The sequence below is a fragment of the Pseudomonas sp. IT-347P genome, assembly GCF_949768005.1.
In the GTDB taxonomy this organism is placed as follows: domain Bacteria; phylum Pseudomonadota; class Gammaproteobacteria; order Pseudomonadales; family Pseudomonadaceae; genus Aquipseudomonas.
The window spans coordinates 296,801-323,141 of the sequence record NZ_CATKPQ010000044.1 but is presented as its reverse complement, the minus strand read 5'-3'; the positions used below and the strand labels follow the sequence as shown (position 1 = coordinate 323,141).

The 26,341-nt window shown below is 60.0% G+C and carries 23 protein-coding genes; 13 read left to right on the top strand and 10 right to left on the bottom strand.

Annotated elements, in window-relative coordinates; all coding sequences use genetic code 11:
* Nucleotides 1-10 precede the first annotated feature (10 nt).
* The 7 genes from ispC to rpsB all read right to left on the bottom strand — a co-directional run bounded on the left by ispC (nt 11) and on the right by rpsB (nt 6,085).
* Nucleotides 11-1,201 (bottom strand): 1-deoxy-D-xylulose-5-phosphate reductoisomerase, encoded by a 1,191-nt coding sequence (ispC, locus tag ACM6IV_RS17730; RefSeq protein ID WP_414870987.1) that lies wholly within the window; start codon nt 1,199-1,201, stop codon nt 11-13.
* Nucleotides 1,198-2,004, bottom strand: a complete 807-nt coding sequence (locus ACM6IV_RS17725; protein WP_414870986.1) for a phosphatidate cytidylyltransferase — start codon at nt 2,002-2,004, stop codon at nt 1,198-1,200. Before ACM6IV_RS17725 ends, ispC begins: the two co-directional genes overlap by 4 nt.
* Complete coding sequence (uppS, locus tag ACM6IV_RS17720; RefSeq protein WP_007908854.1) at nt 2,004-2,759, bottom strand: polyprenyl diphosphate synthase; 756 nt, start codon at nt 2,757-2,759, stop codon at nt 2,004-2,006. Before uppS ends, ACM6IV_RS17725 begins: the two co-directional genes overlap by 1 nt.
* A gap of 14 nt (nt 2,760-2,773) precedes the next feature.
* The gene (gene frr, locus ACM6IV_RS17715; RefSeq protein WP_414870985.1) at nt 2,774-3,331 is read right to left on the bottom strand and encodes a ribosome recycling factor; all 558 of its coding nucleotides are present in this window, start codon (nt 3,329-3,331) and stop codon (nt 2,774-2,776) included.
* Entirely contained in the window at nt 3,328-4,071 is a 744-nt protein-coding gene (pyrH, locus tag ACM6IV_RS17710; RefSeq protein WP_003222124.1) for a UMP kinase, read from the bottom strand. Before pyrH ends, frr begins: the two co-directional genes overlap by 4 nt.
* A 209-nt stretch (nt 4,072-4,280) precedes the next feature.
* Entirely contained in the window at nt 4,281-5,144 is an 864-nt protein-coding gene (tsf, locus tag ACM6IV_RS17705) for a translation elongation factor Ts (protein ID WP_102355655.1), read from the bottom strand.
* A 203-nt stretch (nt 5,145-5,347) separates the two neighbouring features.
* Nucleotides 5,348-6,085 (bottom strand): 30S ribosomal protein S2, encoded by a 738-nt coding sequence (gene rpsB, locus ACM6IV_RS17700; RefSeq protein WP_003222119.1) that lies wholly within the window; start codon nt 6,083-6,085, stop codon nt 5,348-5,350.
* Nucleotides 6,086-6,458: 373 nt separating this feature from the next.
* On the opposite strand from rpsB, the gene map reads away from it, so the two are divergent.
* The 3 genes from map to dapC are packed head-to-tail and all read left to right on the top strand — an operon-like array spanning nt 6,459 to nt 11,228.
* Entirely contained in the window at nt 6,459-7,241 is a 783-nt protein-coding gene (gene map / locus ACM6IV_RS17695) for a type I methionyl aminopeptidase (RefSeq protein ID WP_414870984.1), read from the top strand.
* A gap of 41 nt (nt 7,242-7,282) precedes the next feature.
* Nucleotides 7,283-9,985, top strand: a complete 2,703-nt coding sequence (locus ACM6IV_RS17690) for a [protein-PII] uridylyltransferase (RefSeq protein ID WP_414870983.1) — start codon at nt 7,283-7,285, stop codon at nt 9,983-9,985.
* Between the two features lie 43 nt (nt 9,986-10,028).
* Nucleotides 10,029-11,228, top strand: a complete 1,200-nt coding sequence (dapC, locus tag ACM6IV_RS17685) for a succinyldiaminopimelate transaminase (protein ID WP_414870982.1) — start codon at nt 10,029-10,031, stop codon at nt 11,226-11,228.
* Between the two features lie 45 nt (nt 11,229-11,273).
* Here dapC and ACM6IV_RS17680 read toward each other — a convergent pair whose 3' ends face one another.
* Nucleotides 11,274-12,905: a Na+/H+ antiporter gene (locus tag ACM6IV_RS17680; RefSeq protein WP_414870981.1), complete on the bottom strand. Its 1,632-nt coding sequence runs from the start codon at nt 12,903-12,905 to the stop codon at nt 11,274-11,276.
* A gap of 282 nt (nt 12,906-13,187) precedes the next feature.
* Between ACM6IV_RS17680 and ACM6IV_RS17675 the strand changes: the two genes are divergently transcribed.
* The 4 genes from ACM6IV_RS17675 to ACM6IV_RS17660 all read left to right on the top strand — a co-directional run bounded on the left by ACM6IV_RS17675 (nt 13,188) and on the right by ACM6IV_RS17660 (nt 16,356).
* Nucleotides 13,188-13,550, top strand: a complete 363-nt coding sequence (locus tag ACM6IV_RS17675; protein WP_003222107.1) for an ArsC family reductase — start codon at nt 13,188-13,190, stop codon at nt 13,548-13,550.
* Between the two features lie 31 nt (nt 13,551-13,581).
* Complete coding sequence (dapD, locus tag ACM6IV_RS17670) at nt 13,582-14,616, top strand: 2,3,4,5-tetrahydropyridine-2,6-dicarboxylate N-succinyltransferase (RefSeq protein WP_414870980.1); 1,035 nt, start codon at nt 13,582-13,584, stop codon at nt 14,614-14,616.
* A 133-nt stretch (nt 14,617-14,749) separates the two neighbouring features.
* Nucleotides 14,750-15,955, top strand: a complete 1,206-nt coding sequence (locus ACM6IV_RS17665; RefSeq protein WP_414870979.1) for an aminotransferase class V-fold PLP-dependent enzyme — start codon at nt 14,750-14,752, stop codon at nt 15,953-15,955.
* A complete protein-coding gene (locus ACM6IV_RS17660) occupies nt 15,952-16,356 on the top strand; it encodes a SufE family protein (protein ID WP_414870978.1) in 405 nt (134 codons plus the stop codon). Before ACM6IV_RS17665 ends, ACM6IV_RS17660 begins: the two co-directional genes overlap by 4 nt.
* Before the next feature lie 102 nt (nt 16,357-16,458).
* On the opposite strand, the gene tcdA is transcribed toward ACM6IV_RS17660, so the two are convergent.
* Nucleotides 16,459-17,271, bottom strand: a complete 813-nt coding sequence (tcdA, locus tag ACM6IV_RS17655) for a tRNA cyclic N6-threonylcarbamoyladenosine(37) synthase TcdA (RefSeq protein ID WP_414870977.1) — start codon at nt 17,269-17,271, stop codon at nt 16,459-16,461.
* A gap of 220 nt (nt 17,272-17,491) precedes the next feature.
* Here tcdA and ACM6IV_RS17650 point away from each other — a divergent pair, with 220 nt between their 5' ends.
* The 4 genes from ACM6IV_RS17650 (at nt 17,492) to ACM6IV_RS17635 (ending at nt 22,735) form a co-directional block, all read left to right on the top strand.
* Complete coding sequence (locus ACM6IV_RS17650) at nt 17,492-20,083, top strand: glycosyltransferase (protein ID WP_414870976.1); 2,592 nt, start codon at nt 17,492-17,494, stop codon at nt 20,081-20,083.
* Nucleotides 20,084-20,321: 238 nt separating this feature from the next.
* Nucleotides 20,322-21,473: a succinyl-diaminopimelate desuccinylase gene (dapE, locus tag ACM6IV_RS17645; protein WP_414870975.1), complete on the top strand. Its 1,152-nt coding sequence runs from the start codon at nt 20,322-20,324 to the stop codon at nt 21,471-21,473.
* Entirely contained in the window at nt 21,473-22,282 is an 810-nt protein-coding gene (locus ACM6IV_RS17640; protein ID WP_414870974.1) for a putative RNA methyltransferase, read from the top strand. Before dapE ends, ACM6IV_RS17640 begins: the two co-directional genes overlap by 1 nt.
* 75 nt (nt 22,283-22,357) lie before the next feature.
* The gene (locus ACM6IV_RS17635; RefSeq protein WP_122609637.1) at nt 22,358-22,735 is read left to right on the top strand and encodes a hypothetical protein; all 378 of its coding nucleotides are present in this window, start codon (nt 22,358-22,360) and stop codon (nt 22,733-22,735) included.
* A 130-nt stretch (nt 22,736-22,865) separates the two neighbouring features.
* Here ACM6IV_RS17635 and ACM6IV_RS17630 read toward each other — a convergent pair whose 3' ends face one another.
* Nucleotides 22,866-23,075, bottom strand: a complete 210-nt coding sequence (locus tag ACM6IV_RS17630) for a cold-shock protein (RefSeq protein ID WP_007908870.1) — start codon at nt 23,073-23,075, stop codon at nt 22,866-22,868.
* A 237-nt stretch (nt 23,076-23,312) separates the two neighbouring features.
* Between ACM6IV_RS17630 and plsB the strand changes: the two genes are divergently transcribed.
* Both plsB and ACM6IV_RS17620 read left to right on the top strand, forming a co-directional pair.
* A complete protein-coding gene (plsB, locus tag ACM6IV_RS17625) occupies nt 23,313-25,814 on the top strand; it encodes a glycerol-3-phosphate 1-O-acyltransferase PlsB (protein ID WP_414870973.1) in 2,502 nt (833 codons plus the stop codon).
* Nucleotides 25,815-25,932: 118 nt separating this feature from the next.
* The gene (locus tag ACM6IV_RS17620) at nt 25,933-26,331 is read left to right on the top strand and encodes a YbaY family lipoprotein (RefSeq protein ID WP_414870972.1); all 399 of its coding nucleotides are present in this window, start codon (nt 25,933-25,935) and stop codon (nt 26,329-26,331) included.
* The last annotated feature ends 10 nt before the right edge of the window (nt 26,332-26,341 follow it).

The window sequence follows — 26,341 nt, the reverse complement described above, 5'->3', positions numbered from 1 at the left end:
GTAGCCAATTCTATCGATCGTGACGCTTCAACCACTGCTCGGCCAGAACTCGCGCCTTGGCATCCGCCGTAAATACGGCTTCGAGATCTCCCAGCGCTACGACCGGCTCAAGGCTCAAGACCTCCTCGATAATACTCGCGATTTCCAGGTAACGAACCCGTCCGTCGAGAAACGCTGCCACCGCCACTTCGTTGGCCGCATTGAGCATCGCCGGAGCACTGTCGCCCGCCTCGGCGGCTTGCCGCGCCAGGCGCAGGCAAGGAAAGCGCTGTTCATCCGGCGCCTCAAAGTCCAGACGCGCGATAGCGAACAGATCCAGCGGCGCCACGCCCGAATCGATGCGCTCGGGCCACGCCAGGGCATTGGCGATCGGCGTACGCATGTCGGGATTGCCCAACTGCGCCAGCACCGAGCCGTCGACATAATCAACCAGCGAGTGAATCACGCTCTGTGGATGAATCACTACTTCGACCTGCGACGGTTTTGCATCAAACAACCAGCAGGCCTCGATCAGTTCGAGCCCCTTGTTCATCATGCTGGCCGAATCGACCGAAATCTTGCGCCCCATGGACCAGTTTGGGTGTGCACACGCCTGATCAGGTGAAACATGCGCCAGTTCACTCATCGGTGTCTGTCGGAACGGGCCGCCAGAGGCTGTGAGTAAAATCCGACGAACACCTACCGAGCTCAATCCACGGGCAAAATCCTGTGGCATGCACTGGAAAATCGCGTTGTGCTCGCTGTCGATCGGCAGCAATACCGAACCGCTCTTGCGCACTGCCTGCATGAACAAGGCGCCGGACATCACCAGCGCTTCTTTATTGGCCAGAAGAATCTTCTTGCCCGCCTCAACCGCCGCAAGGGTCGGACGCAGACCTGCCGCACCGACGATCGCCGCCATCACTGCATCGACTTCCGGAGCCGCAGCGACCTGACACAGGCCCTCCTCCCCCACCAGCACGCGAGTCGGCAAACCGGCGGCACGCAAGTCATCCTGCAAGCCGCGCGCGGCACCCGCCTCGGGCACCACGGCAAATTGCGGTACGTGGCGCACGCACAAGGCGAACAGCTCACTCAGACGCGTAAAACCACTCAACGCGAAAACCTGATAACGCTCAGGATGACGGGCAATGACATCCAGGGTGCTGAGGCCGATCGAGCCCGTCGCACCCAGAACGGTAATCTGTTGTGGGCGAGTCACGGCGCAGCCATCCACAGCAGCACGGCAAACACCGGGATTGCCGCTGTCAGACTGTCAATACGATCAAGCACACCACCATGACCCGGCAGCAGATTACTGCTGTCCTTGATGCCGGACTGACGCTTGAACATGCTTTCGGTCAGATCGCCAACAACGGAAATGAACACGATCAGCGCGGCGCCAATCAAGCCTTTAAGCAACTCAGCGACGGTCCAGTCACGCACCAGACCGACAATCGCGGTGATCAGCAGACTAAGCGCCAGACCACCGTAAACGCCTTCCCAGCTTTTGCCCGGACTGACGTGCGGGGCCAGCTTACGCTTGCCGAATTTGCGCCCGGAGAAGTAAGCACCGATATCGGCCCCCCAGACCAACACCATCACCGCCATGATCAACCAGTTACCCAGCGGGTACTGCTTGATCTGCACCAACCCTTGCCAGGCCGGCAACAGGATCAACAGGCCAATCACCAACTTGGTGGCGGCCGCAGACCAATGTGCACTGGAATGCGGATACGTCAGCACCAGATAAGTCGCCACCGCCCACCAGAGCACCGAAGCCCCCAGTACCCAGGGCGCCAGGCCCGGCAGCACATACATGACGAACAACATCAATGCGACGACCGCGGCATAGCCGATGCGGAACGATTGGGCGGCAAAACCTGCCAGACGTGCCCATTCCCAGGCACCCAGGCTTACAACCAGGCCGATGAACAGGGCAAAACCCGACCCCTCGAGCAAGAAAAAACCGCACAAGGCGATCGGCAGCAGGATCAGCGCAGTGATGATTCGTTGTTTAAGCATTAAACCCGGGCTCCAGCTTCGACCTGTTCGCTCGTTTTACCGAAGCGACGCTGGCGCGAAGCGAAATCGGCCAGCGCATTACGCATGGCATCGTGTTTGAAGTCCGGCCAGAACAGGTCGGAGAAGTACAACTCGGCATAAGCCAGTTGCCACAGCAGGAAGTTGCTGATGCGGTGCTCGCCACCGGTACGGATGCACAGGTCCGGCAAGGGCAGATCGCCGGTCGCCAGACAGGTTTGCAGCAGATCCGGGGTGATGTCTTCCGGGCGCAGATGCCCGGCCTGAACTTCACGCGCCAGACGCTGGGCAGCCTGCGCAATATCCCACTGACCACCGTAATTGGCGGCGATCTGCAGAATGAAACGATTGGCACCCGCCGTCATCGCTTCGGCCTCACGCATTGCGGCCTGAAGCTCCGGATGAAAGCGCGAACGATCGCCAATGATGCGCAGACTGATGTTGTTGTCGTTGAGACGCTTGGCCTCACGACGCAATGCCTTGAAGAACAGATCCATCAAGGCACTGACTTCATCGGCCGGGCGTTGCCAGTTTTCACTGGAAAACGCGAACAGGGTGAGCACCTCGACCTTGGCCTCGGCGCACACCTCAATGACGGCCCGCACAGCATCCACGCCCGCTTTATGCCCGGCGACACCCGGCATAAAGCGTTTTTTCGCCCAGCGATTGTTGCCATCCATGATGATCGCGACATGGCGCGGCACCGCGGACGGCGCAGTCTGCTTGGTCTTGTCCATTTAAAGCTCGACCCTTATACGGCCATCAGGTCTTTTTCTTTCTCGTCCGTGGCCTTGGTGATCTGGGCCTCGGATTCTTTGGTCAGCTTATCGATATCAGCGATGGCACGACGCTCTTCGTCTTCGCTGATTTCCTTGTCCTTGACCAGTTTTTTCAGCTCGCCCAAGGCATCGCGACGAATATTGCGCACGGCAACGCGCGCATCTTCGGCTGCGCTGCGGGCCTGCTTGGTGAAGCCTTTGCGCGTTTCCTCGGTGAGGGCAGGCATCGGGATCAACAACAACTCGCCCAGGTTGGTCGGATTGAGGTTCAGACCGGCGCTCTGGATCGCTTTGTCGACGGCAGCGAGCATGTTGCGCTCGAACGCCACGACCTGCAGGGTGCGCGAATCTTTCACGGTGACGTTGGCCACGCCGCTCAACGGGGTGTCAGTGCCGTAGTAAGGCACCATGACACTGCCGAGAATGCTCGGGTGAGCCTTGCCGGTACGAATCTGGCCGAACGCGTGGCTCAGAGACTCCAGGGATTTCTGCATACGCGCTTGGGCGTCTTTCTTGATTTCGTTGATCATTGTTGGCCTTCCTCGATCAAAGTCCCTTCAGCGCCGCCGTGCACAATGTTCAGCAGGGCACCGGGCTTGTTCATGTTGAATACGCGCAGCGGCATCTTGTGGTCGCGGCACAGGCAAATAGCAGTCAGATCCATCACGCCCAGCTTGCGATCCAGTACTTCATCATAAGTCAGATGATCGAACTTCTCGGCATGCGGGTCTTTGAACGGGTCAGCGGTGTAGACGCCATCGACCTTGGTCGCTTTGAGCACGACATCGGCATCGATTTCGATTGCGCGCAGGCAGGCTGCCGAATCCGTGGTGAAGAACGGGTTGCCGGTACCGGCCGCGAAAATCACGACGTCCTTGGAGTTCAGGTGGCGCATGGCTTTGCGGCGATCATAGTGATCGGTCACGCCTACCATGGAAATGGCCGACATCACGATGGCCGAGATATTGGCACGTTCCAGCGCATCGCGCATGGCCAAGGCGTTCATCACAGTGGCCAGCATGCCCATGTGGTCACCTGTCACCCGATCCATACCGGCTTTGCTCAAGGCTTCGCCGCGGAACAGGTTGCCACCGCCGATCACCAGACCGACCTGTACGCCGATACCGACCAGCTGGCCGACTTCCAGCGCCATCCGATCCAGCACTTTTGGATCGATCCCGAACTCTTCCGAGCCCATCAGGGCCTCGCCGCTAAGCTTGAGTAGAATGCGTTTATAGCGAGCCTGATAACCACTGCCCTGCTGAGCCATTGCGAATCTCTCCTGCGGCGTATTTAAAAATTCTTTGCGAGCTGTTTACAGCTGGCGTTCACTCTAGCTTGGCGCTGCTGCAGCGCCATCGGAACATGGCTTTGTAAGTCAGTTCCGGGTGGAAACCAAATAAAAATTGGTACCCCATCTGAAAAGAGGCTGCGCGCGTAAGCGGGCAGCCTCTTTCGGGCGACAGTTGAAAAACCGTCTTATTGCTTGGCGGCAGCCAGCTGGGCAGCAACTTCTTCAGCGAAGTTGTCGACCGGCTTCTCAATGCCTTCGCCTACTTTGTAGTAAGTGAAGGAAACGATTTCTGCGCCGCCTTTCTTGGCCAGCTCGCCAACCTTGATTTCAGGGTTCTTGACGAACGCTTGCTCAACCAGGCTTGCTTCTGCCAGGAACTTGCTGATACGGCCTTTGACCATGTTCTCAACAATGTTTTCTGGCTTGCCTTTGATCTTCTCTTCGTTCAGCTGCAGGAACACAGCTTTTTCACGCTCGATCGCTTCAGCCGAAACTTGCGAAGGCAGCAGGAACTCAGGGTTGCTTGCAGCGACGTGCATCGCGATGTCTTTGGCCAGCTCGACGTCACCGCCTTTCAGAGCCACAACAACACCGATCTTGTTGCCGTGCAGGTAAGAACCTACAACGTCACCCTCGATACGGGTCAGACGACGGATGTTGACGTTTTCGCCTACTTTGGCAACCAGTGCTTCGCGAGCGGCTTCTTGAGCAGCGATCAGCGGAGCTGCGTCAGTCAGTTTGTCAGCGAAGGCTTTTTCAACGCTGGCAGCGACGAAGTTCTTGAAGTCATCTTGCAGAGCCAGGAAGTCGGTCTGCGAGTTCACTTCCAGGATAACGGCAGCTTTACCGTCGTCCTTGATTGCGATTGCGCCTTCAGCGGCAACGTTGCCCGCCTTTTTCGCAGCCTTGATCGCGCCCGAAGCACGCATGTCATCAATGGCTTTTTCGATGTCGCCGTCAGCCTTTTCCAGGGCTTTCTTGCAATCCATCATGCCTTCGCCGGTACGCTCGCGCAGTTCTTTAACCAACGCTGCAGTAATTGCTGCCATTTTCAAATTCCTCTTGGATAGGTTTTCAACCATTCCACCCGATCGAACGGGCGTTCAATTCTTCCCGAACCAGCTTGTAGCCGCTGCACGTTACAAATACAGGGCGGGCGCTGCCACAAGTGGGCGCCAACAATTGGTTTTCGAGGTGGCAAAAAGGGGGCCAAGCCCCCTTTTTGCTTACTGAGTCAACGCCAGGGCGTCAATTACTCAGCTGCAGCCTGAGTTTCTTCAGCTGCGAATTCTACAGTGCCGCCAGCAACATTGTTGCGACCACGGATCACTGCGTCAGCCATCGAACCCATGTACAGCTGGATAGCGCGGATTGCGTCATCGTTGCCTGGGATGATGTAGTCAACGCCTTCCGGGCTGCTGTTGGTGTCGACAACGCCGATAACCGGGATGCCCAGCTTGTTGGCTTCGGTGATCGCGATGCGCTCGTGGTCAACGTCGATCACGAACAGTGCGTCTGGCAGACCGCCCATGTCCTTGATGCCGCCCAGCGAACGATCCAGCTTTTCCAGGTCACGGGAGCGCATCAGCGCTTCTTTCTTGGTCAGCTTGGCGAAAGTACCGTCTTCGGCTTGAACTTCAAGGTCACGCAGACGCTTGATGGAAGCACGAATGGTTTTGAAGTTGGTCAGCATGCCGCCCAACCAGCGGTGATCGACGTACGGCGAACCGCAACGTGCTGCTTCTTCAGCAACGATCTTGCCAGCGGAACGCTTGGTGCCGACGAACAGAATCTTGTTTTTGCCCTGGGCCAGACGCTCTACGAAAGTCAGAGCTTCGTTGAACATTGGCAGGGTTTTTTCAAGGTTGATGATGTGAATCTTGTTACGCGCGCCGAAAATGTACTTGCCCATTTTCGGATTCCAGTAACGGGTTTGGTGACCGAAGTGCACACCGGCCTTCAGCATATCGCGCATGTTGACTTGGGACATGATAGTTCCTTAATAAGTCGGGTTTGGCCTCCACGTATCCCAATGACCAACCAGTGGCATAAAGCCAAAAGCACCCAGGTCATCGTGTCGACACGTGTGTGGATTTAAGCTTTTCGGGGTATCCCCGGAAAGCGGCGCATTTTATACCACAGGGTGCGCAGAAACGGAACCCGGAATCTGTATTCGCACCAAGGACATGGGCGCAGCCCCCTTGGAATCGGCCCCGAACGCACCATTGTATAGAGAGAAGCGATGCACGCGGGCGCTGAATTGCGCCGTGCGTCTGTTAGAATCGCGTTTTTCAGGGTGGCCAATCGAACACCTGCCACCCAATTCGTATCAGCAAGCGCCGCCGAGCGCAGAGAGAGCCTGTATGACCGTCAACCTCAAAACCCCCGAGGACATCGCTGGCATGCGCGTCGCCGGCAAACTGGCCGCCGATGTGCTGGAAATGATTGCCGAACATGTCAAACCGGGCGTCACCACCGATCAGTTGAACCAGATCTGCCACGACTACATCGTCAACGTGCAGCAAGCCATCCCTGCCCCGCTCAACTACAAGGGCTACCCGAAGTCGATCTGCACCTCGATCAACCATGTGGTCTGCCATGGCATCCCGAATGACAAGCCGCTGAAAAACGGCGACACCCTGAACATCGACGTGACCGTCATCAAAGACGGCTACCACGGCGACACCAGCCGCATGTTTCACGTCGGCGAAGTACCGGTCTGGGCCGAGCGTCTGTCGCAGATCACCCAGGAATGCATGTACAAGGCGATCGAGATCGTCAAACCCGGCTGCCGCCTCGGCGACATCGGTGAAGTGATCCAGAAGCACGCCGAGAAGAACGGTTTCTCGGTGGTCCGCGAGTTCTGCGGCCACGGCATCGGCAAGGTCTTCCACGAAGAGCCGCAGATCCTGCACTACGGCCGCGCTGGCACCGGCATGGAGCTGAAGGCCGGCATGACGTTCACCATCGAACCGATGATCAACCAGGGCAAGGCCGACACCAAAGTACTGGGCGACGGCTGGACCGCAATTACCAAGGATCGCAAGCTCTCGGCACAGTGGGAACACACCCTGCTGGTAACCGACACCGGTTACGAGATCTTCACCCTGCGCGCCGACGACACCATCCCGCGCATCTCGGCCTGATCCACACAACGCTCCCAGCCTTATAGAAGGAAAGCCAATCGATGCCGCAGGTGGATCCCGAACTCTTCGACCGCGGCCAGTTCCAGGCTGAACTGGCCCTGAAAGCGAGTCCTATCGCGGCGTTCAAGAAGGCGATCCGCCAGGCTCGCGATGTGCTCGACACGCGTTTTCGTAATGGCCGCGAGATTCGCCGCCTGATCGAAGACCGCGCCTGGTTCGTCGACAACATCCTGCAAAAGGCCTGGGAGCAGTTCGACTGGAGCGAAGACGCCGACATTGCGCTGGTCGCGGTCGGCGGCTACGGACGCGGTGAGCTGCATCCGTATTCCGACATCGATCTGCTGATCCTGCTGGACAGCGCCGATCACGAGGTCTTCCGCGATTCCATCGAGCGTTTTCTGACGCTGCTGTGGGACATCGGCCTGGAAGTCGGTCAGAGCGTTCGCTCCGTCGATGAATGCGCCGAAGAAGCCCGCGCTGACCTCACAGTGGTCACCAACCTGATGGAAAGCCGTACCATCTGCGGTCCCGAGCGTCTGCGCCAGCGCATGCTCGACGTCACCAGCACCGCACACATGTGGCCAGCCAAGGAGTTCTTCCTCGCCAAGCGAGCCGAACAGAAGGCCCGTCACCACAAGTACAACGACACCGAATACAACCTGGAACCCAACGTCAAAGGCTCGCCCGGCGGACTGCGGGATATTCAGACGATTCTGTGGGTGGCCCGGCGTCAGTACGGCACCCTGAACCTGCGCGCCCTCGCCGGCGAAGGTTTCCTGGTTGAGAGCGAAAACGCCCTGCTCGCCTCCTCCCAGGAATTCCTCTGGAAAGTGCGCTATGCCCTGCACATGCTCGCCGGGCGCTCCGAAGACCGCTTGCTGTTCGATCATCAGCGCACCATTGCCGGCCTGCTCGGCTTTGAAGGTGACGACGCCAAACAGGCCGTCGAAAACTTCATGCAACAGTATTTCCGCACCGTGATGAGCATCGCCCAACTCAGCGACCTGATCATCCAGCACTTTGAAGAAGTCATCCTCGCCCCGGAAGACGAGGCGCCGCCCCAGCCGATCAACTCGCGCTTCCAGCTGCACGACGGCTATATCGAGGCACGCAACGACAACGTGTTCCGCCGCACGCCGTTTGCCATGCTCGAAATCTTCGTGCTGATGGCCCAGCAACCGGAAATCAAAGGTGTGCGCGCCGACACCATCCGTCTGCTGCGGGAAAATCGCCACCTGATCGATGACAACTTCCGTAACGATATTCGCAACACCAGCCTGTTCATCGAGCTGTTCAAGTGCAAGATCGGCATCCACCGCAACCTGCGCCGGATGAACCGTTACGGCATTCTCGGCCGCTATCTGCCGGAGTTCGGCTTTATCGTCGGGCAGATGCAGCACGACCTGTTCCACATTTATACGGTCGATGCGCACACGCTGAACCTGATCAAGCACCTGCGCAAATTGCAGTACACCCAGGTCTCGGAGAAATTTCCGCTGGCCGCCAAGCTCATGGCCAAACTGCCCAAGCCCGAGTTGATCTACATGGCGGGCCTGTATCACGACATCGGTAAAGGTCGGCATGGCGATCATTCGGAGATCGGCGCGGTCGATGCCGAGGCGTTCTGCCAGCGACATCAATTGCCGGTGTGGGACAGTCGCCTGATCGTCTGGCTGGTACAGAACCATCTGGTGATGTCGACCACCGCCCAGCGCAAGGACTTGTCCGACCCGCAAGTGATCCACGACTTCGCCCTGGCCGTTGGCGATGAAACCCGCCTCGATTATCTCTACGTGCTGACGGTGGCCGACATCAACGCGACCAACCCGACGCTGTGGAATTCGTGGCGCGCCAGCCTGTTGCGTCAGCTCTACACCGAGACCAAACGCGCCTTGCGCCGAGGCCTGGAAAACCCGGTGGATCGCGAAGAGCAGATCCGCCAGACCCAAAGCGCCGCGCTGGATATTCTGGTTCGAGGCGGCACCGACCCGGACGATGTCGAGCAACTGTGGGCGCAATTGGGCGATGACTATTTCCTGCGCCACACCGCCGGCGACGTGGCCTGGCACAGTGATGCGATCCTGCAACAGCCGGTCGATGGCGGGCCATTGGTGCTGATCAAGGAAACCACCCAGCGCGAGTTCGAGGGTGGCACGCAGATTTTCATCTATGCACCGGACCAGCACGATTTCTTCGCCGTGACCGTGGCGGCAATGGATCAGCTCAACCTGAACATTCACGACGCCCGGGTCATCACCTCGAGCAGCCAGTTCACCCTCGACACCTACATCGTGCTCGACAACGAAGGTGAATCCATCGGCGACAACCCGGCACGGGTCAAGCAGATCCGTGAAGGCCTGACCGAAGCCCTGCGCAACCCGGACGATTACCCGACGATCATCCAGCGCCGGGTGCCGCGCCAGCTCAAGCACTTCGCCTTTGCGCCACAGGTCACCATCCACAACGACGCCCAGCGTCCGGTGACGGTGCTGGAACTGACCGCACCGGATCGTCCCGGGCTGCTGGCGCGGATCGGCGGAATTTTCCTCGAGTTCGACCTGTCGCTGCAGAACGCCAAGATTGCGACGCTCGGCGAACGGGTGGAAGACGTGTTCTTCATCACCGACGCGCACAACCAACCGCTGTCCGACCCGTTGCTGTGCAGCCGTTTGCAGGATGCGATCGTTGAGCAACTGAGCGTCAATCAGGAACCCGATATCAAACTGTCGCGCCTCAGTATTTGATGGCGCCCCGGATTCAAATGGCTTTGCACGAGACCCAGCCCCAATGAACAACGCTCTGAACCAGCTCCAGCCGTACCCGTTCGAAAAGCTCCGCGCCCTGCTCGGCAGCGTAACGCCGAACCCGGACAAACGCCCGATCGCCCTGTCGATCGGCGAGCCGAAACACCGTTCGCCAAGCTTTGTCGCCGAAGCACTGGCAAACAGTCTGGATCAGATGGCCGTGTACCCGACCACCCTCGGTATCCCGGCGTTGCGTGAGGCTATTGCCGGTTGGTGCGAGCGGCGTTTCGGCGTGCCGAGTGGCTGGATCGACCCGGCGCGTAACGTGCTGCCGGTCAACGGCACCCGTGAAGCGTTGTTCGCGTTCACCCAGACCGTGGTCAACCGTGGCGATGACGCGCTCGTGGTCAGCCCGAACCCGTTCTACCAGATCTACGAAGGCGCAGCGTTTCTCGCCGGGGCCAAGCCGCATTACCTGCCGTGCCTGGACGAAAACGGCTTCAACCCGGACTTCGATGCCGTTTCGCCAGACGTCTGGAAGCGCTGCCAGATCCTGTTCCTCTGCTCGCCGGGCAACCCGACCGGCGCGCTGATCCCGGTCGACACCCTGAAAAAACTGATCGCCCTGGCCGACGAGTACGACTTCGTGATCGCCGCCGACGAGTGCTACAGCGAGTTGTACTTCGATGAGCAAACTCCGCCGCCAGGCCTGCTGACTGCGTGTGTCGAGCTGGGCCGCAAGGATTTCAAGCGCTGCGTGGTGTTCCACAGTCTGTCCAAGCGTTCCAACCTGCCAGGCCTGCGTTCCGGTTTTGTCGCCGGCGATGCCGACATCCTCAAAGGCTTCCTGCTGTATCGCACCTACCACGGCTGCGCGATGCCGGTACAAACGCAACTGGCCAGCGTGGCGGCGTGGAATGACGAGGTGCATGTGCGCGCCAACCGTGCGCTGTATCGCGAGAAATTCGATGCGGTGCTGGAGATTCTCAGCCCGGTGATGGACGTGCAGCGTCCGGATGGCAGCTTCTACCTGTGGCCGAATGTGCAAGGTGATGACGCAGCGTTCTGCCGTGATCTGTTTGAGCAAGAACACGTGACCGTGGTGCCGGGTTCTTATCTGTCCCGTGACGTCGATGGCGTCAACCCGGGCGCTGGCCGTGTGCGCATGGCGCTGGTTGCGCCGCTGGCCGAATGCGTCGAAGCCGCTGAACGGATTCGCGCCTTCATCACTCGCCAGAAGTAATCATCAGAGCCCGCACCAGGCATCTTGTGCGGGCATCCCGATGCGTTATTTGACCTTCCCCAGATTGGCCTCGCTCAAATCCAGATCGGCCAACACTTCTCTGAGGACGTCATCACCTATCTGGTGATGACGACTGAGGCTATAGAGTTCCAGACGCTGCGCCCTCAGCGCTTTCAGGCGCATGCGACGCTCCAGCAGATCCATCTGAAACGCCAAGGCCTGCGCTTCGGCAGAATCGTTGAAGACATCCAATTGATGGCGATACTCGGACATGATTCGCGCCTTCAGCTCGGCCGACAGCGCCGCCTGAGCAGCATCCTGCGGGGTGGTCTCCTCCGTTTCCAGCGCATGAATGGCTGCTTCCGCAGTTTTACGCCACGCATCGCGCACTTCCTGACGCCGCTTGTCGTCCGGGCTCTTTTCAATGCCGCGCAACAACAGCGGCAGCGCGATGCACGCCGAAATCAGCGACAGCAGAATCACTCCGGCGGCGATGAAGATCAGCAGGTCCCGCTCGGGAAACGTATCCGCCCCCATCAACATCGGTACCGACATCACACCCGCCAGCGTCACCGCACCACGCACCCCGCCAACGGTCAGCAGCCAGCACGAGCGCGCGGTCGGGACTTGTGTCAGATCGCCCTTGCCACGCAAACGACGCAGCAGTACCGACAAACGCCAGATGCTCTGCACCCAGATAAACCGCAGCAAAACCAGCGCGAGGAAAATCGCCACAACATCGAGGCAGCGATAGAACAGCGTTGGCCACAACGTCGGCTCATGGCTGACCACGGCTTTGATGATGTCGGGCAGTTGCAGGCCCAGCAGCAGGAAGATCAAACCGTTGAAAGCGAACTCCAGCAACGACCAGACGCTTCGATTGAGCAAGCGAGTGCTGGTCTGCCGAGGCAACAGGTCGAGCCAGCTTTGCATCATCCCCGCCGCCACGGCCGAGAGAATGCCCGACACACCAAGACGTTCTGCCAGCACATACGCCGCGAATGGCAACAGCAACATGAACACCACGTGGGTGGCCGGGTCATCCCAGCCACGAGCGATCATCCACGCCCGTAAACGCCCGACCAGCCAGCTCAAGGCCACACCGACCGCCAATCCGCCGAGCGCCACCATGACAAACGTCAGACTGGCGTTGGTCAGCGAGAACACGCCCGTGATAGCCGCCGCCAGTGCGAACTTGAAGGTCACCAGGCCCGATGCATCGTTCATCAGCGCCTCGCCCTGCAAGATATGCATCAGCGGGGTCGGCAAGCGGTTTTGCGAAATGGCCGACACCGCCACGGCGTCCGTTGGCGACAATACCGCCGCCAGGGCGAAGGCCACCGGTAACGGAATTGATGGCAACAACCAATGAATGAAGTACCCGGCGCCGACCACGGTAAACAGCACCAGCCCGACGGCCAGCGTCAGAATCGGCCCGCGCAGGTGCCAGAACTCGCGTTTGGGCATGCGCCAGCCATCGGAGAACAACAGCGGCGGCAGAAACAGAAACAGGAACAATTCGGGATCGAGGGCCACGTGCAGACCGAGGGTCGGCCAGGCGAGCAAGGCGCCGGCGGCGATCTGGACCAATGGCAGTGGCAACGGAATGACCCGTCCGACCAGCCGCGAAACGCTGACCAGCATCAGCAGGATCAGGACGGTGTAAGCAGTTTGCATAAAGCGGAAATCTCAGACAATCGACAGCGTTGAACTGCCATATTAGCCGTTCAGGATGGATCTGACCGTTGCACCTATGTCGCACGCCCCTTGTGGAAGCGAGCCTGCTCGCGAATGCGGTCGTTCATCGAACAGAGATATTGACTGACAGGGCCTCTTCGCGAGCAAGCCCGCTCCCACAGGGTTTTGCATTACCAAATCGACCTGAGGCGCCGCGAACCGGTTTGGTCATGGCATAATCCGACACCATTTTTTTTCAGCACCTGTAAAGGGGGCAATTCCTTGACCGTTTCAAGTAAAACGTTGCACCTTTTCGGCATCAAAGCCTGCGACACCATGAAGAAGGCGCGCACCTGGCTCGATGAACACGCTGTCAGCTACGACTTCCACGATTACAAAACCGCCGGCATCGACCGTGAACACCTGACCCAATGGTGTGACGAACACGGCTGGCAAACGGTGTTGAACCGTGCAGGTACGACCTTTCGCAAACTCGACGACGAACGCAAAGCCGATCTCGACCAATCGAAAGCCATCGAACTGATGCTCGCGCAACCCTCGATGATCAAGCGCCCGGTGCTCGATCTCGGTGACCGAACCCTGATTGGCTTCAAGCCAGACATCTACGCGGCCGCTCTGAAGTAAGCAGCCCGTCACTCTTTGTAGAGGTATTCACATGTCCAACTCCCTGTTCAGCATCGCCTTTGGTGTCGGCACTCAGAACCGTCAAGGCGCTTGGCTGGAAGTGTTCTACGCCCAGCCACTGCTCAACCCTTCGGCCGAACTGGTCGCGGCCGTGGCGCCGATCCTCGGTTACACCGAAGGCAACCAGGCCATCACCTTCACCACCGCCCAGGCGGCGCAATTGGCTGAAGCGGTAAAAGGCATCGACGCCGTGCAAGGCAAGCTGCTGACCCGTCTGGCCGAGAGCCACAAGCCGCTGGTCGCCACCCTGCTGGCCGAAGACGCACAGCTGACCTCGACGCCTGAGGCTTATCTGAAGCTGCACTTGCTGTCGCACCGTCTGGTCAAGCCACACGGCGTCAGCCTGGCCGGGATCTTCCCACTGCTGCCAAACGTCGCGTGGACCAGCCAGGGCGCAATCGATCTGAGCGAACTGGCGGAAATGCAACTGGAAGCGCGTCTGCGTGGCGAGCTGCTGGAAGTGTTCTCGGTGGACAAGTTCCCGAAAATGACCGACTACGTGGTGCCGGCCGGCGTGCGTATCGCTGACGCGGCACGTCTGCGTCTGGGCGCATACGTCGGTGAAGGCACCACCGTCATGCACGAAGGTTTTATCAACTTCAACGCCGGCACCGAAGGCCCGGGCATGATCGAAGGCCGCGTTTCTGCTGGCGTATTCGTCGGCAAGGGTTCGGACCTGGGCGGCGGTTGCTCGACCATGGGCACCTTGTCGGGCGGCGGCAACATCGTGATCAAGGTCGGCGAAGGCTGCCTGATCGGCGCCAACGCCGGTATCGGCATCCCGTTGGGCGACCGCAACACCGTTGAGTCGGGCCTGTACGTCACTGCCGGCACCAAGGTTGCGCTGCTCGACGAAAACAACAATCTGGTCAAGGTGGTGAAAGCGCGTGAGCTGGCCGGTCAGACTGACCTGCTGTTCCGTCGCAATTCGGAATCCGGTGCTGTGGAATGCAAAACCCACAAATCGGCGATCGAACTGAACGAAGCGCTGCACGCTCACAACTGAGTGCTTGAATAATCCATTGTAGGAGTGAGCCTGCTCGCGATGCTTTTAGCGCCCTCACGGACGCCATCGCGAGCAGGCTCACTCCTACAGGGTTTGGCGTACATCCCGCCCCTCTTCACCAGGGCTGAAAACTGTGATGATTCCCTCCCCGTGGCGCGCTGACTTTCCGGCCATCGCCGCACTGCAACGGCAAGACCAGACCTATCTGGACAACGCCGCCACCACGCAAAAACCCCAGGCCCTGCTCGACGCACTGACGCATTACTACGCCAACGGCGCGGCCAATGTGCACCGTGCGCAACACCTGCCCGGCGCTCACGCGACGCAGGCGTTCGAGGACAGTCGGCTAAAGGTTGGCCAATGGCTGAATGCCGGTGACAGCGGGCAGATCATCTTCACCCATGGCGCCACCAGCGCGCTGAATCTCCTGGCTTACGGCCTGGAACACCTTTTCCAACCGGGCGATGAAATTGTCATCAGCGCGCTGGAGCATCACGCCAACCTGCTGCCGTGGCAGCAACTGGGGCAACGACGCAACCTGAAACTGGTGATCCTGCCGCTGGACGCCGACGGTCTGATTGACCTCGCTGCCGCTGTGCATCTGATCGGCCCGCGCACACGGTTGTTGGCGGTCAGTCAGCTGTCCAACGTGCTCGGCTCGTGGCAGCCGTTGCCGGCTTTGCTGGGCATGGCCAAGGCGCAGAACGCGCTGACCGTGGTCGATGGCGCACAAGGCGTGGTGCATGGTCGGCATGACGTGCAGGCGCTGGGTTGCGACTTCTATGTATTTTCCAGCCACAAGCTCTACGGCCCGGATGGCCTCGGCGTGCTGTACGGGCGCAACGCTGCGCTTGAACAGCTGAAGCCTTGGCAGTTCGGCGGCGAAATGGTGCTGGAAGCCAACTATCACCACTCGCGCTTCCGCCCTGCTCCGCTGGGTTTCGAGGCCGGAACGCCGCCGATTGCCAGTGTGATCGGCCTTGGCGCAACGCTGGATTATCTGGCGGGTCTGGATCAAGACGCGGTGTCTGCTCACGAAGGTGCGCTACATGCCTATCTGTTGCGCGGCCTTGCGGCGCGAAACGGCATTCGTCTGCTCGGCAAGCCGCAACTGGCGCTGGCCAGTTTTGTCGTCGAGGGTGTGCATAACGCTGATCTGGCACATTTGCTGACCGAGCAAGGTATTGCCGTGCGCGCCGGGCACCATTGCGCAATGCCACTGCTGAAAAGCTTCGAACTGGCTGGCGCAATTCGGGTGTCGCTGGCGCTGTACAACGATTCCGAAGACCTGGAGCGCTTCTTTGAAGCGCTGGATCAGGCGCTGGAGTTGTTGCGATGAGCTTGCCGGTCGAGGCAGCTGAAGCGCTGCAGACTTTTCAGAATGCGGCTGGCTGGGAACAGCGGGCGCGGTTGTTGATGCAGTTTGGTGATCGCCTGCCGCCGTTGGATGAGGCAGATAAGTGCGACGCTAACCGGGTGCATGGCTGTGAGAGTCAGGTCTGGCTGGTTGGCTCATTGCGCGACGGTCAATGGCAATTCAGGGCCAGCAGCGATGCGCGGATGATTCGTGGCTTGGTGGCGTTGTTGCTGTTGCGGGTTAATGGTTTGTCGGCCGCCGACTTAAAGCAGGTTGATTTGCCGGACTGGTTCAATCAACTAGGGCTTTCGCGGCAGCTATCGCCCTCGCGCAGCAATGGCCTCAATGCCGTGCTCCAGCGGATGAATGAGTTGGCGCTTTAAAGCGGCTGCTTCGCAGCCATCGCGGGCAGGCTCACTCCTACAATTGGAATGCGTTCCACTGTAGGAGTGAGCCTGCTCGCGATAAGGCCATAAGCCCCAGCATCAAACCTGAGGTTTGACTCTTTCCGCCGGGCGCCGCACACCCGCGACAATCTTGTCCACAGCCTTGGTCGCCGCGACCATGCCGAACGTCGCCGTGACCATCATCACCGCGCCAAACCCGCCGGCGCAGTCCAGTTTCACCCCATCGCCGACAAAACTCTTCTGCAAACAAATGCTGCCATCCGGTTTCGGGTAGCGCAGTTGCTCCGTGGAAAACACGCACGGCACGCTGTAATGCCGGGTCACGGTGCGCGAGAAGCCATAGTCGCGCCGCAACGTCGAGCGCACTTTCGAGGCCAACGGGTCGTTGAAGGTGCGATTGAGATCGCACACCTGAATCAGCGTCGGATCAATCTGCCCGCCCGCACCGCCGGTGGTGATGATCTGGATCTTGCGGCGCTTGCACCAGGCAATCAGCGCAGCCTTGGCGTTGACCGCGTCGATGCAGTCGATCACGCAGTCGATATCCGGCGTGATGTATTCGGCCATGGTCTCGCGGGTGACGAAATCCGCCACCGCGTGCACGGTGCAATCCGGGTTGATCCCGCGCAGGCGCTCGGCCATCACCTCGACCTTGGGCTTACCGACGGTGCTGTCCAGCGCGTGCAACTGGCGGTTGGCGTTGCTGACGCAAACGTCATCGAGGTCGAACAGCGAAATCTCGCCAACGCCACAGCGGGCCATCGCTTCCGCCGCCCAGGAACCGACGCCACCGACGCCGACGATCGCCACATGGGCCGCGCGCAAGCGCGCCATGCCTTCGATGCCATACAAACGGGCGATGCCTGCAAACCGCGGATCTTCTGTACTCATGACCATTACCCCAAAAACCGGCGCGCATTATAGGGCTACGCAGCGACAAGTTTTAAGCTTCGCGCTACAAGTGTAAGAACTTAAGTCAAAGTCGGCTGCCCAATGCCGGGCATTTCCCTGTCTGATGTACGACTTGCGAACTGCCGGTGTAGGATGCGCGCCCCTCGGGCGTCTAGCCGACCGATCCTCCGTTCCACAGCCTTTGGAACCCGAAATAGCTATGTCATCGCGTAAATTTGGACTCAACCTGGTGGTGGTGCTGGCCATCGCTGCCCTGTTCACCGGTTTCTGGGCGCTGGTCAATCGCCCGGTCACGGCGCCGAACTGGCCGCAGCAGATCTCCGGTTTCTCCTATTCGCCGTTCCAGCAGGGACAATTCCCGCAGAAGGATCAGTATCCGACTGACGACGAAATGCGCCGCGACCTGGAGATCATGAGCAAGCTGACGGACAACATCCGCATCTACTCGGTCGACGGCACGTTGGGAGACATCCCGAAACTCGCGGAAGAATTCGGCCTGCGCGTGACCCTCGGCATCTGGATCAGTCCGGATCAGGAGCGCAACGAAAGGGAAATCACCCGAGCCATCGAACTGGCCAATACCTCACGCAGCGTGGTTCGCGTTGTCGTGGGTAACGAAGCCCTGTTCCGTGAAGAAATCACCCCAGAGGCATTGATTGTTTTGCTCGATCGCGTGCGTGCGGCCGTGAAAGTACCGGTCACAACGTCCGAGCAATGGCACATTTGGGAGAAATATCCACAACTGGCCAAGCACGTCGACCTGATCGCCGCCCACGTTCTGCCGTACTGGGAGTTCATCCCGGTCGACAAGGCCGGCCAGTTCGTTTTCGACCGGGCTCGCGATCTGAAAAAGCTGTTCCCGAAAAAACCGCTGCTATTGTCCGAAGTCGGCTGGCCGAGCAACGGCCGCATGCGCGGTGGCGCCGATGCGTCGCCGGCGGATCAGGCGATTTACCTGCGCACTCTGGTCAACAAGCTCAACCGCCAAGGCTTCAACTACTTCGTGATCGAAGCGTTCGACCAGCCGTGGAAGGCCAGCGATGAAGGTTCGGTAGGCGCGTACTGGGGCGTGTTCAACGCCGCGCGTCAGCAGAAATTCAACTTCGAAGGCCCCGTGGTCGCGATCCCGCAATGGCGCGTGCTGGCCATCGGTTCGGTGGTGCTGGCATTGCTGTCGTTGACCCTGCTGATGATCGACGGCTCGGCCCTGCGCCAGCGTGGTCGCACGTTCCTGACCTTTATCGCGTTCCTTTGCGGTTCGGTGCTGGTGTACATCGGCTACGACTACAGCCAGCAATACAGCACGTGGTTCAGCCTCACGGTGGGTTTCCTGCTGGCGCTCGGTGCGCTCGGCGTGTTCATTGTCCTGCTGACCGAGGCCCATGAGCTGGCCGAAGCCGTGTGGATTCACAAGCGTCGGCGCGAATTCCTGCCGGTCGAGGGCGACTCCAGCTATCGCCCGAAAGTCTCGATCCACGTGCCGTGCTACAACGAGCCGCCGGAGATGGTCAAACAGACCCTCGACGCCCTCGCCGCCCTCGATTATCCGGACTACGAAGTCCTGATCATCGACAACAACACCAAGGACCCGGCCGTCTGGGAGCCGGTGCGCGACTACTGCGCAACCCTCGGGCCGCGCTTCAAGTTCTTCCACGTCTCGCCCCTGGCCGGTTTCAAGGGCGGCGCGCTGAACTACCTGATTCCGCACACCGCCAAGGACGCCGAAGTGATCGCGGTGATCGACTCCGACTACTGCGTGCACCCGAACTGGCTCAAGCACATGGTGCCGCACTTCGCCGACCCGAAAATCGCCGTGGTGCAGTCGCCGCAGGATTATCGCGACCAGAACGAAAGCACCTTCAAGAAGCTCTGCTACGCCGAGTACAAAGGTTTCTTCCACATCGGCATGGTCACACGTAACGACCGTGACGCGATCATCCAGCACGGCACCATGACCATGACCCGCCGCTCGGTGCTGGAAGAATTGGGCTGGGCCGACTGGTGCATCTGTGAAGACGCCGAACTCGGTCTGCGCGTGTTCGAGAAAGGTTTGTCGGCGGCGTATTACCACGATAGCTACGGCAAGGGTCTGATGCCGGATACGTTTATCGACTTCAAGAAGCAACGTTTCCGTTGGGCTTACGGCGCGATCCAGATCATCAAGCGTCACACCCGCAGCCTGCTGCGCGGCAAGGACACTGAACTGACCCGTGGCCAGCGCTATCACTTCCTCGCGGGCTGGTTGCCGTGGGTCGCGGACGGCATGAACATTTTCTTCACCGTCGGCGCGCTGTTGTGGTCGGCGGCGATGATCATCGTGCCGCAACGGGTCGATCCACCGCTGCTGATCTTCGCGATTCCGCCATTGGCGCTGTTCGTGTTCAAGGTAGGCAAGATCATCTTCCTTTACCGTCGCGCCGTTGGCGTGAACCTGAAAGATGCGTTCTGCGCGGCACTGGCCGGGCTGGCGTTGTCGCACACCATCGCCAAAGCGGTGCTGTACGGTTTCTTCACCAGCAGCATTCCGTTCTTCCGCACGCCGAAAAACGCCGACAACCATGGCTTCTGGGTGGCGATTTCCGAAGCGCGGGAAGAGCTGTTCATCATGCTGCTGTTGTGGGGCGCGGCGCTGGGGATCTTCCTGGTCAACGGCATGCCGAGCAATGACATGCGTTTCTGGGTGGTGATGTTGCTGGTGCAGTCGCTGCCGTATCTGGCGGCGCTGATCATGGCGTTCCTGTCGTCGCTGCCGAAACCGGCGGCTGCGCCTGAGCCGGCGCCGGTCGTCTAAATCCTCATCGATGCACTAAACGGCGGCCAATGGTCGCCGTTTTGCTTTAAGATAACCGCCATTTTGCGGGGCTTGGCGTGATACGCGGTGTAACTGACCGAACCCAATTCCTGTGGGAGCGAGCTTGCTCGCGAAGGCGTTGTAACATTCAACCCTTATGTTGCCTGATACACCGCATTCGCGAGCAAGCTCGCTCCCACATTGGCCCCAGCCCAATTTCAAGCTCCCGGAGTTTTCCATGACGGCCCACGCCGACCTTTCGCCGACCCTTCAACTCGCCATCGATCTGATCCGCCGTCCGTCCGTGACGCCGGTCGACGCCGATTGCCAGAAGCAGATGATGCAGCGCCTGGGCAACGCCGGTTTCAGCCTCGAGCCGATGCGCATCGAAGATGTGGATAACTTCTGGGCGACCCACGGCAGCAACGACGGCCCGGTGCTGTGCTTCGCCGGCCACACCGACGTGGTGCCGACCGGCCCGGTGACGGCGTGGCAGATCGACCCGTTCAACGCGGTGATCGACGAACACGGCATGCTCTGCGGCCGTGGCGCGGCGGACATGAAAGGCAGCCTGGCGTCGATGACCGTTGCCGCCGAGCGCTTCGTCACCGACTACCCGAACCACAAGGGCAAGGTCGCGTTCCTGATCACCAGCGACGAAGAAGGCCCGGCGCACCATGGCACCAAGGCTGTGGTCGAACGCCTGACGGCACGTAACGAACGTCTGGACTGGTGCATCGTTGGCGAACCGTCGAGTACCACGTTGGTTGGCGACGTGGTGAAGAATGGCCGTCGCGGCTCGCTGGGCGCCAGGCTCACCGTCAAAGGTGTTCAGGGTCACGTGGCCTACCCGCATCTGGCCAAGAACCCGATTCATCTCGCCGCTCCGGCGCTGGCCGAACTGGCCGCCGAGCACTGGGACCACGGCAACGATTTCTTCCCGCCGACCAGTTTCCAGATCTCCAACGTCAACTCCGGCACCGGCGCGACCAACGTGATTCCGGGGGATCTGGTGGCGGTGTTCAACTTCCGTTTCTCCACCGAATCGACCGTCGAAGGCCTGCAGAAGCGTGTGGCCGATATTCTCGACAAGCACGACCTGGACTGGCACATCGACTGGGCGTTGTCCGGGCTGCCGTTCCTCACCGAACCGGGCGCGCTGCTCGACGCGGTGTCGGCGAGTATCAAGGACATCACCGGTCGCGAGACCAAAGCGTCCACCAGCGGTGGTACGTCCGATGGCCGTTTCATCGCAACCATGGGCACGCAAGTGGTTGAACTGGGCCCGGTCAACGCGACCATTCACCAGGTCAACGAACGCGTACTGGCGGCGGATCTCGACGTACTGACCGAGATCTACTACCAGACAATGATCAAGTTGCTCGCCTGATGCTTGCTTGCCCCATCTGCAGTGAACCGCTGAACGCGGTGGATAACGGCGTGGTCTGCCCCGCCGGCCACCGCTTCGACCGTGCGCGCCAGGGTTACCTGAACCTGTTGCCGGTGCAACACAAGAACAGCCGTGACCCGGGCGACAATCAGGCGATGGTCGAGGCGCGCCGCGACTTTTTGAACGCCGGCCATTACGCGCCGGTGGCCAAGCGTCTGGCCGAGCTGGCAGCGGGCTATGCGCCGGATCGCTGGGTAGACATCGGTTGCGGCGAGGGTTACTACACCGCGCAAATTGCCGAGGCCTTGCCGAACGCTGATGGCTACGCGCTGGACATCTCACGCGAAGCCGTCAAGCGCGCCTGCAAGCGCAACCCGGCGCTTACCTGGTTGATCGCCAGCATGGCCCGCGTGCCGTTGGCGTCGGGCAGTTGCCAGTTTCTCGCCAGCGTTTTCAGTCCTCTGGACTGGGCAGAAGCCAAACGTCTGCTCAGTGTGGGCGGCGGTCTGATGAAAGTCGGCCCGACCAGCGGCCACTTGATGGAACTGCGCGAACGCTTGTACGACGAAGTGCGCGAATACACCGACGACAAGCATCTGGCCCTGGTCCCGGAAGGCATGGCGCTGGCGCACAGCGAAACTCTGGAATTCAAACTGACACTGGACAAGCCCGAGGATCGCGCCAACCTGTTGGCGATGACACCCCACGGCTGGCGCGCCAGTGCCGAGCGGCGTGCAGCGGTGATCGAACAAGCCGAACCGTTCGTGACCACCGTGTCAATGCGCTACGATTATTTCGTTCTTCAATAACTTTTGGTTCCGGGCGAGAGCCCGGGGCCGGCTAAATCCGCGAATGGATTTTTCAGACCCGCAGTGAGGACATCCATGCGCCAACCGGACATCGAGATTTACCTGAAAGACGCCGACGTCGACCACAAGGCCATTTCTGCCTGGCTCGGCGAAGCACTGGGCCCGTGCAGCGACTGGGTACAGAAAGGCCAGACTTACAAGTGCAAGGCCGGCAACGTGCCGGTGACCTGGCTGCCGAAAGCCGTGGGCAAGTGGAACAGCCTGTACCTGGAAAGCGACCAGACCCCGTGGGACGACGACATCGCCTGCGCCCGCGCCGCGTTTGCTGCGCTGAACGTCGAAGTGCGTTGCGCGCCGGGCACGTGGGTCGAGGAAGAAGGTGAAGAGACGGCGGATCGCTGGATTCGCATCAGCGCCGACGGTGAAGAAGAGATCACCTGGAAAACGGCTTAAACACAGATCCAAATGTGGGAGCGGGCTTGCTCGCGAATGCGGTGTATCAGTCGAGGGAGTCTTGACTGATACACCGCATTCGCGAGCAAGCCCGCTCCCACAATGGTTTTTGGCGTTCTGAAGATTTGTGTTACAGGCCTACAACATCCTCAGCCTGCAAGCCCTTCTCGCCAGTAATGACCGCGTACTCGACCTGCTGGCCCTCGGTCAGCGACCGGTGCCCTTCGCCGCGAATCGCGCGGTAGTGCACGAACACGTCCACCCCGTCTTCGCGCTGGATAAAGCCGTAGCCCTTGGCGTCGTTGAACCACTTCACATTGCCGGTTTCACGTGTTGCCATCTGTTCATACTCCTTTTTTATTATTGAACAGGCTTTTCGCAGGAAAGCCTTAGAGGAACGTCAGCCTGTGTCCGACGTCCATAAAAGGGCCCCGGCGACAGACCGCCGAGTATATGACAGGTGCGAAAACTCTCAACAGGAGATTACTTCGCTGCTTTTTTGCCGATTTTCGCCTAATACGGCAAACTGTCCAACGCCCGAGCAAACGCTCGGTTTATCAACTCACGCAGAAGCCGTATGACCCGTTCCCCGTTCCGCCGTCTTGTGTTTGGCACCTTGCGCCGACTGTTGTACCTCTGGGTTCGCTCGGAGACGATCAATCAGTCGTCGTTCACCCTCAACCTCGACCGCAGTCGTCCGGTGTTCTACGTCCTGCAAAACCCTTCGCTGACCGATCTGGCCGTGGTCGACACCGAGTGCACCAAGGCCGGCCTGCCGCGTCCGGTGCTGCCGGTGTCAGTGGGTTCGCTGATCGAACCGGCGGCGTTCTTCTACCTGACGCCGGATCCGGACTGGCTCGGTCGTCAGGACAAACGCGGTGCACCGCCGACCTTGACCCGCCTGGTCAGTGCGTTGACACAAAACGCTGCCGAGGACGCACAGATCATTCCGGTCAGTGTGTTCTGGGGCCAGTCGCCGGACAGCGAAAACAGTCCGTGGAAGCTGTTGTTCGCCGACAGCTGGGCCGTCACCGGGCGCTTGCGTCGTCTGCTGAGCATCATCGTCCTCGGCCGCAAGACCCGCGTGCAGTTCTCCGCACCGATCCACCTGCGCGAGCTGATCGAACACAACAAGGGTCACGAGCGTACCGTGCGCATGGCCCAGCGCATCCTGCGGGTGCACTTTCGCAATCTGAAAGCCGCGGTGATCGGCCCGGACATTTCCCACCGCCGCAACCTGGTCAAAGGCCTGCTCAACCAGCCGCTGGTCAAGCAAGCGATCCTCGAAGAAGCCGAGCGTGAAAACATCTCCCCGGAAAAAGCCAAGGCCCAGGCCCTGCGCTACGGCAACGAGATTGCTTCGGACTACACCTACACCGCGATCCGCTTTCTGGAAGTGGTGCTGAGCTGGTTCTGGAACAAGATCTACGACGGCATCAAGGTCAATCACATCGAGGGCGTGCAGAACGTCGCGCAGGGCCACGAAGTGATCTACGTGCCGTGCCACCGAAGCCATATCGACTACCTGCTGCTTTCATACTTGCTGTTCCGCAACGGCCTGACCCCGCCGCACATCGCCGCCGGAATCAACCTCAATATGCCGGTGATCGGCAGCCTGCTGCGCCGTGGTGGCGCGTTCTTCATGCGCCGCACGTTCAAGGGCAATCCGCTGTACACCTCGGTGTTCAACGAATACCTGCACACCCTGTTCACCAAAGGTTTCCCGGTCGAGTACTTCGTAGAGGGCGGCCGCTCGCGCACCGGGCGCATGCTGCAACCGAAAACCGGCATGCTCGCGATCACCATGCGCAGCTTCCTGCGTTCGTCGCGCATGCCGATCGTGTTTGTGCCGGTGTACATCGGTTATGAGCGCGTGCTGGAAGGTCGCACCTACCTCGGCGAACTGCGCGGAGCCAGCAAGAAGAAAGAATCGATCTTCGACATCTTCAAAGTTATCGGCGCGCTCAAGCAGCGTTTTGGTCAGGTCGCGGTCAACTTCGGTGAGCCGATCAAACTGGCCGAATTCCTCGACGCCGAGCAACCGGACTGGCGCCAGCAGGAACTCGGCCCGCAGTACAAACCGGCGTGGCTCAACGAAACCACCAATCGCCTCGGCGAAAAAGTCGCGCAGCATTTGAATGAAGCGGCGGCGATCAACCCGGTCAACCTGGTGGCGCTGGCGCTGCTGTCCACTACGCGTCTGGCACTGGACGATCGCGCCATGGCGCGCGTGCTGGACCTGTATCTGGCGCTGCTGCGCAAGGTTCCGTACTCGCCGCACACCACGCTGCCGGAAGGCGACGGCCGCGCGCTGATCGAGCATGTGAAGGACATGGACCTGCTCGCCGAGCAGAACGATGCACTGGGCAAAATTCTCTATCTGGACGAGCAAAATGCCGTCCTGATGACGTACTACCGCAACAACGTGCTGCATATTTTCGCGTTGCCGGCGCTGCTGGCGAGCTTCTTCCAGAGCACCTCGCGCATGAGCCGCGAACAGATCCTGCGCTACACCCGCGCGCTGTATCCGTACCTGCAATCGGAACTGTTCATTCGCTGGTCGCTGGACGAACTCGACGGCGTGGTTGATCAGTGGCTGGAAGCGTTCGTCGAGCAAGGCCTGCTGCGTTTCGAGAAAGACGTCTATCTGCGTCCAGCGCCAAGTTCGCGGCATTTCGTGCTGCTGACCTTGCTGTCGAAGAGCATCGCCCAGACCTTGCAGCGCTTCTACATGACCGTGTCTTTGCTGCTCAACAGCGGCCAGAACAGCATCAGCGCCGAAGAACTGGAAGACCTGTGCACAGTCATGGCCCAGCGCCTGTCGATTCTCCACGGCCTCAACGCCCCGGAGTTTTTCGACAAAAGCCTGTTCCGCCACTTCATCCAGACGATGCTCGACCTCGACGTGCTGCGCCGCGACGGGGCCGGCAAACTGAGTTATCACGAATTGCTCGGCGAACTGGCGGAAGGTGCGGCCAAGCGCGTGTTACCGGCGGAGATTCGTTTGTCGATCCGCCAGGTCGCGCTGCATCGCAGTGAAGATGCTGCAGACCTACCGGCCGCAGAAACTCAAGCCTGACGCAAAAAACCTGTGGGAGCGGGCTTGCTCGCGAAAGCGGTGGATCAAACACCCCCCGATGTTGAATGAGAAACCGTCTTCGCGAGCAAGCCCGCTCCCACATTGAAGGAGATATACCTTGAAAAAACTACTAACCCTCGCCACCGCCACACTGTTGAGCGCCTGCCAATCAACCACCCCCGCCGGCAAGGTCGGCATCGACGGTGAAGTGTTCTACCTGCAACGCATCGCTCTGCCACCGAGCGCGACCCTCAGCGTCAGCCTGCAAGACGTTTCGCTGGCCGATGCGCCAGCCGTGGTGCTGGACGAGCAAAAAGGCCCGGTCAAAGGCCAGGTGCCGCTGCCCTTCCACTTGAGCTACGATCCGGCGCAGGTCAAACCCGGCCATCGTTACTCGGTCAGCGCGCGGATTGAAGTCAACGGTGAGTTGATGTTCATCACCACCGAAAACCATGCCGTGCAACTCGACGGCAACGACCCGCAGCCGCTGAAAATCCGCGTCGACGCCGTTCGTTAATTCTTTTTCT

Coding starts and splice junctions, on each gene's coding strand:
- ACM6IV_RS17690 (WP_414870983.1), top strand. CDS start 7,283: ATGCCGCAGGTGGATCCCGAACTCTTCGACCGCGGCCAGTTCCAGGCT.
- rpsB (WP_003222119.1), bottom strand. CDS start 6,085: ATGTCCCAAGTCAACATGCGCGATATGCTGAAGGCCGGTGTGCACTTC.
- ACM6IV_RS17635 (WP_122609637.1), top strand. CDS start 22,358: ATGCGCCAACCGGACATCGAGATTTACCTGAAAGACGCCGACGTCGAC.
- ACM6IV_RS17650 (WP_414870976.1), top strand. CDS start 17,492: ATGTCATCGCGTAAATTTGGACTCAACCTGGTGGTGGTGCTGGCCATC.
- map (WP_414870984.1), top strand. CDS start 6,459: ATGACCGTCAACCTCAAAACCCCCGAGGACATCGCTGGCATGCGCGTC.
- ACM6IV_RS17660 (WP_414870978.1), top strand. CDS start 15,952: ATGAGCTTGCCGGTCGAGGCAGCTGAAGCGCTGCAGACTTTTCAGAAT.
- ACM6IV_RS17680 (WP_414870981.1), bottom strand. CDS start 12,905: ATGCAAACTGCTTACACCGTCCTGATCCTGCTGATGCTGGTCAGCGTT.
- dapE (WP_414870975.1), top strand. CDS start 20,322: ATGACGGCCCACGCCGACCTTTCGCCGACCCTTCAACTCGCCATCGAT.
- tcdA (WP_414870977.1), bottom strand. CDS start 17,271: ATGAGTACAGAAGATCCGCGGTTTGCAGGCATCGCCCGTTTGTATGGC.
- uppS (WP_007908854.1), bottom strand. CDS start 2,759: ATGGACAAGACCAAGCAGACTGCGCCGTCCGCGGTGCCGCGCCATGTC.
- dapD (WP_414870980.1), top strand. CDS start 13,582: ATGTCCAACTCCCTGTTCAGCATCGCCTTTGGTGTCGGCACTCAGAAC.
- ACM6IV_RS17725 (WP_414870986.1), bottom strand. CDS start 2,004: ATGCTTAAACAACGAATCATCACTGCGCTGATCCTGCTGCCGATCGCC.
- tsf (WP_102355655.1), bottom strand. CDS start 5,144: ATGGCAGCAATTACTGCAGCGTTGGTTAAAGAACTGCGCGAGCGTACC.
- ACM6IV_RS17640 (WP_414870974.1), top strand. CDS start 21,473: ATGCTTGCTTGCCCCATCTGCAGTGAACCGCTGAACGCGGTGGATAAC.
- dapC (WP_414870982.1), top strand. CDS start 10,029: ATGAACAACGCTCTGAACCAGCTCCAGCCGTACCCGTTCGAAAAGCTC.
- pyrH (WP_003222124.1), bottom strand. CDS start 4,071: ATGGCTCAGCAGGGCAGTGGTTATCAGGCTCGCTATAAACGCATTCTA.
- frr (WP_414870985.1), bottom strand. CDS start 3,331: ATGATCAACGAAATCAAGAAAGACGCCCAAGCGCGTATGCAGAAATCC.
- plsB (WP_414870973.1), top strand. CDS start 23,313: ATGACCCGTTCCCCGTTCCGCCGTCTTGTGTTTGGCACCTTGCGCCGA.
- ACM6IV_RS17630 (WP_007908870.1), bottom strand. CDS start 23,075: ATGGCAACACGTGAAACCGGCAATGTGAAGTGGTTCAACGACGCCAAG.